The organism is Streptomyces sp., from assembly GCF_035563135.1.
Taxonomy (GTDB): domain Bacteria; phylum Actinomycetota; class Actinomycetes; order Streptomycetales; family Streptomycetaceae; genus Streptomyces.
In genome coordinates this window covers 1-9,727 of the sequence record NZ_DATMVN010000805.1, presented here as the reverse complement: position 1 = coordinate 9,727, position 9,727 = coordinate 1, and the positions used below count along the sequence as shown (strand labels likewise).

Annotated in this window: 11 protein-coding genes; 4 read left to right on the top strand and 7 right to left on the bottom strand. The window is 69.7% G+C overall.

The window, feature by feature from the left end; genetic code table 11:
* Nucleotides 1–16: 16 nt before the first annotated feature.
* The 5 genes from VN520_RS35805 to VN520_RS35785 all read right to left on the bottom strand — a co-directional run bounded on the left by VN520_RS35805 (nt 17) and on the right by VN520_RS35785 (nt 4,500).
* The gene (locus VN520_RS35805) at nt 17–289 is read right to left on the bottom strand and encodes an HPr family phosphocarrier protein (protein ID WP_325751123.1); all 273 of its coding nucleotides are present in this window, start codon (nt 287–289) and stop codon (nt 17–19) included.
* Between the two features lie 52 nt (nt 290–341).
* Nucleotides 342–2,327, bottom strand: coding sequence for a fructose-specific PTS transporter subunit EIIC (locus VN520_RS35800; protein WP_325751122.1), 1,986 nt, complete (start codon nt 2,325–2,327; stop codon nt 342–344).
* A 75-nt stretch (nt 2,328–2,402) separates the two neighbouring features.
* The gene (pfkB, locus tag VN520_RS35795; RefSeq protein ID WP_325751121.1) at nt 2,403–3,350 is read right to left on the bottom strand and encodes a 1-phosphofructokinase; all 948 of its coding nucleotides are present in this window, start codon (nt 3,348–3,350) and stop codon (nt 2,403–2,405) included.
* The gene (locus tag VN520_RS35790; RefSeq protein WP_325751124.1) at nt 3,347–4,108 is read right to left on the bottom strand and encodes a DeoR/GlpR family DNA-binding transcription regulator; all 762 of its coding nucleotides are present in this window, start codon (nt 4,106–4,108) and stop codon (nt 3,347–3,349) included. Before VN520_RS35790 ends, pfkB begins: the two co-directional genes overlap by 4 nt.
* A 137-nt stretch (nt 4,109–4,245) precedes the next feature.
* Entirely contained in the window at nt 4,246–4,500 is a 255-nt protein-coding gene (locus VN520_RS35785) for a DUF6296 family protein (protein ID WP_325751120.1), read from the bottom strand.
* Nucleotides 4,501–4,777: 277 nt separating this feature from the next.
* Between VN520_RS35785 and VN520_RS35780 the strand changes: the two genes are divergently transcribed.
* Both VN520_RS35780 and VN520_RS35775 read left to right on the top strand, forming a co-directional pair.
* Complete coding sequence (locus VN520_RS35780; RefSeq protein WP_325751119.1) at nt 4,778–5,032, top strand: DUF5133 domain-containing protein; 255 nt, start codon at nt 4,778–4,780, stop codon at nt 5,030–5,032.
* 179 nt (nt 5,033–5,211) lie between these two features.
* On the top strand, nt 5,212–6,057 hold the full coding sequence (locus VN520_RS35775; protein WP_325751118.1) for a PepSY domain-containing protein: 846 nt from the start codon (nt 5,212–5,214) through the stop codon (nt 6,055–6,057).
* Between the two features lie 96 nt (nt 6,058–6,153).
* Here the strand turns inward: VN520_RS35775 and VN520_RS35770 are convergent, their stop codons facing one another.
* A complete protein-coding gene (locus VN520_RS35770; RefSeq protein WP_325751117.1) occupies nt 6,154–6,648 on the bottom strand; it encodes a GNAT family N-acetyltransferase in 495 nt (164 codons plus the stop codon).
* A gap of 218 nt (nt 6,649–6,866) precedes the next feature.
* On the opposite strand from VN520_RS35770, the gene VN520_RS35765 reads away from it, so the two are divergent.
* A complete protein-coding gene (locus VN520_RS35765; RefSeq protein ID WP_325751116.1) occupies nt 6,867–8,003 on the top strand; it encodes a hypothetical protein in 1,137 nt (378 codons plus the stop codon).
* A gap of 182 nt (nt 8,004–8,185) precedes the next feature.
* Nucleotides 8,186–8,914 carry an NPP1 family protein gene (locus tag VN520_RS35760; protein ID WP_414720059.1) on the top strand — a complete coding sequence of 243 codons (729 nt, stop codon included), beginning with the start codon at nt 8,186–8,188 and terminating at the stop codon, nt 8,912–8,914.
* Nucleotides 8,915–8,970: 56 nt separating this feature from the next.
* Here the strand turns inward: VN520_RS35760 and VN520_RS35755 are convergent, their stop codons facing one another.
* On the bottom strand, nt 8,971–9,402 hold the full coding sequence (locus VN520_RS35755; protein WP_325751114.1) for a VOC family protein: 432 nt from the start codon (nt 9,400–9,402) through the stop codon (nt 8,971–8,973).
* Nucleotides 9,403–9,727: the final 325 nt, after the last annotated feature.

Genomic DNA, 9,727 nt, shown 5'->3' with positions numbered 1-9,727 from the left:
CAGGTATCGGTCACATTCAGTCCTTCTGGTCGAGATCCTGCGACAGGAGACCAGCCAGTTCCTCGACCGCTTCCGGTGCGCTTTCGCCCACGGCTGACAGCACCAGAAGATCACCGTGCTGAGCCGCCAGGGCGAGCACCGACAGCATGCTGCGGGCGTCGACCGGCTCACTGCCTTCGCGTGCGACGGACACCGCGACCGGCTGCCGCATGGCTGCCTGGACGAAGAGGGAGGCGGGCCGGGCGTGCAGGCCACTGCGGGAGCCGACGGAGACGGTGCGCTGGTACACGTGTTCACTCCTGGGCGAAGGGATTGTCAGAGGTTCGGAGGAAAGGCAGGGATCAGGCCGTGACGGGGGCTCCAGCCCCTTCATCCGTGGGGGCGGTGGCGTCGGAATCGCGACGCGTGCCCTTGAAGGCGACGACCAGAGCAGCGGACACCGCGGTTCCGGCGGCGATCGCCAGCAGGTAGAGCAACGGCTCACCGATGAGCGGGACGACGAAGACACCACCGTGCGGTGCGCGGAGCGTACAGCCGAACGCCATGGACAGCGCACCCGTGACCGCTCCGCCGGCCATGACGGAGGGGATCACCCGCAAGGGATCCGCCGCTGCGAACGGGATCGCGCCCTCGGTGATGAACGAGGCTCCCAGCACCCACGCCGCCCTGCCGTTCTCCTGTTCGGTCCGGGTGAACAGCCTGCGGCGTACGGTCGTGGCGAGGGCCATCGCCAGGGGAGGCACCATGCCGGCCGCCATCACCGCGGCCATGACCTTGAGGCTGCCGGGGGTCGGGTCGGCCAGGCCGCCGACCGCGAAGGCGTACGCCACCTTGTTCAGCGGACCACCCATGTCGAAACACATCATCAGGCCGAGGACGATGCCGAGGATGACCGCGTTGGAACCCGACAGTCCGTTCAGCCAGTCGGTGAGGGCGTTCTGGAGGGAGGCGATCGGCTTGCCGACCACGATGTACATCAGGAAGCCGACGGCAATCGACGCGAGCAGGGGGATCACCAGCACCGGCATGATGCCACGCAGCGTGGGATGCACCTTCACCCGCTGGATCGCCATCACCGCCGCACCGGCCAGCAGGCCCGCGACCAGGCCGCCGAGGAAGCCCGCATCGACGGTGAGGGCGATGGCGCCGCCGACGAAACCGGGGACGAGCGCGGGCCGGTCCGCCATTCCGTAGGCGATGTACCCCGCCAGCACCGGAACCAGGAAGCCGAAAGCGGCGCTGCCGATCTGGTTGAGCAGGGCGGCCCAGCTGGCAGCCTCGCCCCACACGAAGTGGTCGGCCACCGACTTCGCACTCGCGATCTCGTAACCGCCGATGGCGAACGAGAGGGCGATGAGCAGTCCTCCGGCCGCCACGAACGGCACCATGTAGCTGACACCGGACATCAGATAGGTCCGCAGCCGGACACCGAAGTGCCCGGAGGTTCCCGGTCCACCGCCGGTACCGGCATCCGGGGCATGGCGCTCGCCGGGGATTCCGCCGGTCTCTCCCCGCTCCGCCTTGTGCCGGGCCTCGGCGATGAGCTCGGACGGCCGGTTGATCCCGGCCTTCACGCCGGTGTCGACGACCGGCTTGCCGTCGAACCGGGCCTTCTCCCGCACGTCCACGTCATGGGCCCAGATGACCGCGTCCGCGGCGGCGATCACCGCTGGATCCAGCCGGTCGAAACCGGCCGAGCCCTGTGTCTCGACGTCCAGCACGACTCCCTGGGCCCGCGCCGCGGCCTGCAGCGACTCGGCGGCCATGTAGGTGTGTGCGATACCGGTCGGACAGGAGGTGACGGCGACGATCCGGAACGGTTCGGCCGCCTCCCTCTCTGTGTCCGCCGCAGTCGTGTCCTCCGGTTCCGGAACCGCTGCGGGAACCTCCTCGCCGCGGATCCGGGCCGCCGCGGCGCCGGGAGCACCCTCCGCCCGCAGCGCACCGGTGAACCCGGGGTCCATGAGCCGCCGTGCCAGGCCCGACAGGATCGTGAGGTGGTCGTCGTCCGCGCCCGCGGGCGCGGCTATCAGGAAGATGAGGTCAGCAGGGCCGTCCGCAGCACCGAAGCCGATGCCCCTCGTGCTGCGTCCGAAGGCCAGCGTCGGTACGGTGACATGTTCGCTCCGGCAGTGCGGAATGCCGATGCCGCCGTCCAGGCCGGTCGGCATCTGTGCCTCGCGGGCCGCCACATCGGTGAGGAAGCCGTCGAGGTCGGTGACACGACCGGCTGCGACCATCAGTTCGGCCAGGGAACGGGCGGCCGCGCTCTTCGTCTCGGCGGACAGATCGAGATCGACCAGTTCCGCGGTGATCAGCTCACTCATCGCGGGGCTCCTTGCTCGTGGACCGCCCGGGGGCGGGGGACGGGGGCGTTGTACAACTGGACAGGTGCAGGGCGCTCATGTGGTCTGCTCCGTGAGCGCCAGGTCCACGGGGATGTCCTCGGTGGCGACGACCGAGGCCGGATCGAGGTCGGCCGGTGCCGGCATGGCGCTTCCGGGCAGCTGTACGGCGGCGGCACCGTGCGCCACCGCCGCCGACAGAGCGGCCCGGCCCGCTCCGCCTGCGGACAGGAACCCGGCGAGCGAGGCGTCTCCCGCACCGACGTCGCTCCGGACGGTGTGCACCCGCGCAGCGGCGAAATGGGCCCCGGACCGTTCCACCAGCAACTGCCCGACGGCCCCCAGGCTGGCGAGCACCGACCGTGCCCCGAGCTCGCACAGCTCCTGTGCGGCCTTGAGCGCGTCACCGACCGTCGCCAGCGGACGGCCCACGGCCTCGGCGAGCTCCTGGGTGTTCGGTTTGATCACATCCGGCTGTTCACGCAACGCGGCTACGAGGGCGGCGCCGGAGGTGTCGAGGGCGATCCGGACGCCGGCACGGTGACTTTCGGCGACCAGGTCGGCGTACCACTGCGGGGGCAGTCCGCGGGGCAGGCTTCCGCAGCAGGCGATCCAGTCCGTGCCCGCCGTCCGGGTCCGGACGGCGTCCAGCAGGCGCTCGGCCTCGGCAGGGGCGATCTCGGGCCCCGCCGCGTTGATCTTGGTGAGTGTGCCGTCGGGTTCGACGAGGGTGATGTTGACACGGGTGCTGTCGGCGATCGTCACCCCGGCGGCCTCGATGCCGTGTTCTCCGAGCAGCCGCGCCAGCGATGCGCCCTCGGATCCGCCCAACGGCACGACGGCCACCGTGCGGTGCCCGGCGGCGGCGACCGCCCGGGAGACATTGACGCCCTTGCCGCCGGGATCGACACGGTCGGCGGCGGCCCGCAGCACGGCCCCGCGGATGAGCCCCGGAAGCTCGTAGGTGCGGTCCAGGCTCGGATTGGGGGTGACGGTCAGGATCATGCGCGTACTACTTCCGTGCCCCGGCTCTCGATGGTCCGGGCGTCCTGGGGGCTCAGCCCCGTATCGGTGATCAGCAGGTCGACGTGTGAAAGATCGCCGAAGCGCGCGAAGTGCTCCTGACCGGCCTTGCCCGAGTCTGCGAGGAGCACCACCCGGCGGGCCGCCGCGATCACGGCACGCTTCACGGCGGCCTCGGCCAGGTCCGGGGTGGTCAGCCCGCCCTCGGGGGAGAAGCCGTTCGTGGCGAGGAAGACGACGTCCGCGTTGATCTCGGCGTACGCGCTCAGTGCCCAGGCGTCGACGGCCGCGCGGGTGCGGTGCCTGACCCTGCCGCCGACCAGATGCAGTGCGATCCCCGGATGGTCCGCGAGGCGCGCGGCCACGGGCAGGGCGTGGGTGACCACGGTGAGGCGCGAGTCGATCGGAACGGCGGCCGCCAGTCTGGCGGTCGTCGTTCCGGCATCGATGATGATGTTGCCCTCGGCCGGGAGTTCGCCCAGGGCCGCAGCGGCGATGAGGTCCTTCTCGTCGGCCGCCACGGTGTCGCGTTCGGCGAGATCCGGTTCGAAACCGAGCCGCCCGGCCGGAATCGCACCGCCGTGCACCCGGCGGAGGAAACCCGCGCGGTCGAGCGCCTTGAGGTCGCGCCGAATCGTCTCCGCGGTCACCTGGAACCGCTCGGCCAGGGACAGCACATCGACGCGCCCGCTCCCGTCGGCGATGCGGAGGATTTCCTGCTGCCGCTCCGGTGCGTACATGTGGTTACGTATCCGTTTCATGCCCGAGTCTGTGGTTTCACCGGCAGACTACGGACACGCCTCCGAAAAGTAAACACATTCGGATGAGGAGTGGGCATGAACGGACTTCGACGCAGTGCATGCGCCGTCCGGGATCCTCAATCGGATCCATGGGCGGTGACCCGTGGGTCCAGTGGCCGGGCCAGCAGCGGGGCCCCCAGGACCTGGTGACCGCCGCTCGCCTGCATGCGCACTTCGCCGCGCTCGCTGATCTCGGCGCGCACGATCCCGGACTCGTCCTCGTATATCGGGTAACCACCCGCGCCGGAGCGCGCCGTGAGGTGGACGGCGACCACGTCGTCCTCGGCGCCGCCCGCCCGGAATATGAGCTCGTAACTCTCCGGGTAATCCATGACCCACCTCCCGACCGGGCCGGCAGCAGCCGCTCGCCCGTCACCCCCATTGTTTCCCATCGGGGCGGTATGTGCTGGGGGGGAGCACGGCCGGGTGACCGTCCGTGATTGCGGATGCGGGATGGGTCCGGCGGAGCGACCATCATCTGCAAGGGACCGGACGCGTGCTGTCAGCTTCGCACGGCCGGCCGTGACGCCAGGCGGTACTGCCGGCGCGATCGGACTTCGTCGGCGCGGGGCCCACGGGCTCCCGGCCGCCCTGTGGAGAGGAACTGCCGTGCTGATGGCCAATCCTGCAACGCTGCGGAATCTCGTCAAGCGCTACGAGACACTGCGAAGCACCCATGCACGGCTGGGCACTTCCGAGAGCAGCCGCCGGCTCGAGGACATCTCCTACACCCTCTGCGTCACCACCGGCACCAGGACCGTACCCGACGCCCTGGCCGCCGCTGCGGCGCAGTTGCGCGCCGTTCGGCCCGCAGGGCCGCCGGCCCCGTCGCCGGTACCCGCCGAGGTGCAGCTGACTGCCTGACGACGCACAGCTCCTTCAGGAACGGCGCCGGTTCGCTCGAACCGGCGCCGTTCTCCTGTCCGGGCACGTCCGGGTGCGGGGCGGTACGACACGCCGAATGGGCGGAGGGTGCTGTCGAACGGGTGACACCCGCCGGTCGAACAACATGACTGTTCGCAGCGGCGGCTAGGCATGCAGACATGAGACTTGAGCCCCGTCGAAACAAGACCGTTTCCCCGCGTACCCGCCGTCTCCGTGTGACCGGCGGTGCCCTGTGCGCCGCCGTGCTTGCCGCCGCTCTCGTGACCGGTTGTGGTCAGGACAGCGGTGACAGGACAGCTGCGGAGACCTCTGAGGCAGCGAAGGTCCTTCCGAACCAGACGACCAGCCCCTCCGGGAGTGTTTCGGGCAGCCCTTCCGGGACGGCGCAGCTGACCGAGGACCAGGCCGAGCGCAAGGAACTGTTGTCGACCGTCAAGGTCACCTTCGACAAGGCCGCCACGACGGCCGTCGGTGAGGTGTCCGGTGGCAAGCTGACCGACCTGGATCTCGAGGGCCTCGATGACGAGGACGACGACGACGCGACCGGCAGTCCGAGCCCGGCAGGCAGCCCGACCGGCGACGCCAGCCCGAGCCCCGAGGCCACCGGGAGCCCGAGCGGGACCGGCAGCCCGAGCCCCAGCGGCAGCGCCGGCAGCCCGAAGTGGGTGGCGGAGGTCGTGGAGAAGGACGGCACCGCTCACAGGGTGACCATCGACGCGGTGTCCGGCGACGTCATCGACTTCGCACCGGAAGCCGGTCAGAGCGATGCGGACAAGCAGGAACTCGCGGCCCGGATCGCCAAGGCGACACAGACGCCCCAGCAGGCCGCGAAGACCGCGATGGGCAGGCAGAAGGGCTGGGTCACCTCGATCGCCCTCGACGAGAACGACAGCCAGGTTCTCGTCTGGAAGGTCGACGTCGTCTCCAAGGGATGGAACAAGACCACCTTCGACGTGGACGCGGTGAAGGGGACGATCACGGACGAGCAGATCGACGAAGACTGACGCACAGCACGAACGGGCTCATCGGTGGCGGACCGCATCGCGGTGTGCCACCGATGTGCGTTCCGCCGCCCGAGAGCCTGCGGAGCTACCCCGGGCTCAGCGGCCCGGGCCCGCCGGATCGCGGACGAAGCGCAGCCCGGGCCTCCCCGCCAGAGTGATGGCGCCGGCTTCCACGAAACCCGCACGGGCCAGCACGGTCCTCGAACCCGCGTTGTCCACCGTCGTCCCGGCCCGGAGCGAGGTCAGGCCGTATTCCGTGGAAGCCAGTGCACATACCTTGCGGACGCCCCACGTGGCCAGTCCACGTCCCGCCGCTCGCCCGGCTATCCGGTACCCGAGCTCCGCCGAGCCGTCCGCGACGCCGACGAGGTTCACGCGCCCCAGCACGGCCCCGGCCTCGTCCGCCAGGATGTGGAAGTGGTGCGTCCCCGCCTCCTGCTCCGCCAGCAACTCGGCGTGCCGGGCATCGAATCCGGAGAAGTAATCGTCCCCCCGGTCCGGGATCGAGGCGGCGAAATACGCCCGGTTCTCGCGCTCGAAGGCGAGCAGAGCGGGAGCGTGGTCGGCGCGAAGGCTTTCGAGGACAGTCATACGGCGACGGTATACAGACGAGGTGGCCGATGCGGCACGGAAGTACCGCTCCACCGCCATCACATCAGACTGGGCCGAAGACGCCGCCACGGAACACGAGGAACACCGGCGCCGGAACGGGAGGGGCCGGCAGCCCCCGCGGTCCATGACGAAGCCTTGTCGTGATCGTGTGCCGGTACGAGTGGTGACCTCGGCCTCTTTTGCGCGTTGTGCAGGGCATGTCCTCTTCCCCTTCCAGCTCGCCCTCCGCCCCGGCAGCGAAGCCCAAGCCCTTCCTGCTGACGCCCCGCCAGGGTGAAGCCGCCCGCACACTCCTGGCCTATGTCTGCTCGTTGCCGCTGAGGGGGGCCGATGCGCAGCTCCTCGCGGTGGTCGTCGCCATCCGGGCGGCCCGCAGCGGAATCGGCAATCTCACCGGCCAGGATGTGCGTTCCCTCCGTCTGGCCGACCCGGAGGGAGCCGTCGGTGCCTTCGCCGCTCTCGGCTGGCAGGGGCAGGAGGCCCTGCTGGGCACGGATCTGGTCACGCCGGTGGGGGTCACCGTGCCGGATCTCGGCGGTCGGCCGGACTCCCCGTTGCCCTTCGGCAAGGTGATGCGCTCCAGGGTGTCGGGCTGGACGGCCCGGACCCTGTCCGCCAAGCCGGTCAAGAAGACCTCGACCGCCGCACGGCTGGCCGCGCTGTTCCTGTCCGCCCACGGTCCGGCCGACGAGTACGGAACGCTGCCCGCCCACCTTCCCGACGAATGCAGGGCCGCCCTGCCCGAACTGCTCGCCAAGCAATTCCTGCGGGAACGGGACGGCGACCGCTACCTGCTCGCCGAGGCCGTACGGCATCTGTCGGGAATGCGTCCCCTGTGCGACGTCCCGCCCGGCCCGCGTGACGAGCTGGAGACGGAAGAGCTGACCTGGGACGAGTGGAAGGACCGGGCAAGCACCGCCCTGAGGCGGCACGTCGAGGCTGTCGAGGGCTGCCCCGAGTGTTCCCTGTCCACGGCCAGGGTGTCGGAGGCCTTCATGCGTACGGCGGTTCCCGCCCAGTTCGAGGAGAAGGTGTACAGGGCCTACGGTGCCTGGCAGGCCGCGTACCCCGACCAGGGGCCTGCCGCCGCCGAGTTCGCTGCCTCGTTCCGTGCTGCTCACGGCCATGGTCCCTCCGTCAAGCAGCTCTGCACGGCCATGGGCTGGGGCAAGATGTCCCGGGAACTGCGGATCTACGTCATCCGCCGGCTGATCGTGGACGGGTGGTTGATGAACACCGACCCGGTGCCGTGGACCCTGCGCCCGGGCAAGGCCGCCCAGGGCGGCACATCGGGTGCGGCAGCACCCACCGGCACAGCCGCACGCCTGCGCTGAGTGTGGGCCGGCTTGAGCGACGCCGTCGATGCAGGCGTTCCGAGGGCCGGGCACGGCTCCCCACAGGGTTCGAGGTGATTGTGATGGGCATGCCAGGCATAGCGCGCATGCCCCCGCAGTCATGCGCCGACCCGGAGGACGCAGTGAAACCCAGTACATCGCTCCGCAAGGCCGGCCTCGTCATGGCCGGTGCCCTCGCTCTGGTCATCACCTCGGCAAGCAGTGCGTTCGCCGCACCACCGACTGCACTGCCCGCGAACGCGGACGCACTGGAACAAGCCTTTCAACCTGCTTACGACTACGACACGGACGGGTGCTACCCCACGCCGGCCATCGGCACGGACGGGACCGTCGCCGCAGGCCTCAACACGACAGGCGCGGTCAACGGAAGTTGCCGTGACGCCGTGGATCTGGACAACACCAACGGCTATGCCCGCTCCATGTGCAACAACGGGTGGTGTGCGGTCATGTACGGGCTCTACTTCGAGAAGGACCAAGCGGTGGCAGGCAGTGGGTTCGGCGGGCATCGGCACGACTGGGAACACGTCGTGGTGTGGGTCCAGAACGACGAAGCCCGCTACGTGTCCACCTCTGCCCACGGCGACTTCGATGTCCATGCCAGTGATCAGATCCGATGGGAAGGGACCCACCCCAAGATCGTTTACCACAAGGACGGTATCGGCACCCACTGCTTCCGCCCTGCGAATTCGAACGACGAGCCACCGGAGAACCACTACCACCAGTGGCGGTTCCCCGGTCTCGTCGGCTGGAACGGCTACCCGGCAGGCCTGCGGGACAAGCTGGTCCAGGCGGACTTCGGGAGTGCCGTCTTCGGTCTCGGGGACGGCAACTTCTCCAGCCACCTGGCAAAGGCCCGGCCGGCCGGCATCCCCTTCGATCCCAGCGCCTGACACAGCGGGGTGGCGCGGGACGGACCGAGCGGTGGCCGTCCCGCCCCGCCCCGCTGTCAGCGTTCCGACAGTTCGGAGGGCGCCTCCTGGACCACCCATCCGTTGCCGTCCGGGTCGGTGAAGGACATGAACGAATTCCAGGTGCCGCCCCTGCCCTCCTCCCAGCCGGCCGCCCCCACATGCCGGACCGGGGAAACATCCACCCCCCGGCCGGCCAGTTCCTCGCGGGCGGCCTCGATGTCCGTCACACAGAGCTGAAGGCCCTGCAGCGCCCCGGGGGCCATCGTTTTCTCCCCGGGGAACGCGGGCATCCCCTGAAGCATGGCGATCGAACACCGCGAGCCCGGAGGCGTCAGCTGGATGATGCGCATTCCGGGGGCGACCTCGTCATCCAGATCCAGCTGGAAACCAGCCTTCCCGGTGTAGAACTCCTTCGCCCGGTCCATGTCGGTGACGGGGACCGGGATGACCTCGAGTGTCCAGTTCATGCAGTCTCCTCAGCAGAGCCGGTGCGCCTGGCGGTCGGATCCTTCTCGGTGAAGCCGAGACAGCGGGGACGCCACGGCGAACACCGACGGAGGGCCACCGTCACCCAGGGAGCAGCCGGCGCGCACGCCGAAACGCAAGCAGGAGCCGTACTGTGACCTTCTCCGCGCCCACGCGGCCCAAGAGCTAGCTGTATTGATCACGAGCGTTGTTGACACGGGGGTCTTGATCAAAGGCGAAGACCTCCGGTGTGGTGGAGCTGTCTAGGACTGCACCACACGGAGGTCTTCGTGTCCCACCGTAATGCCCGGCTGACTGTTCATGGCC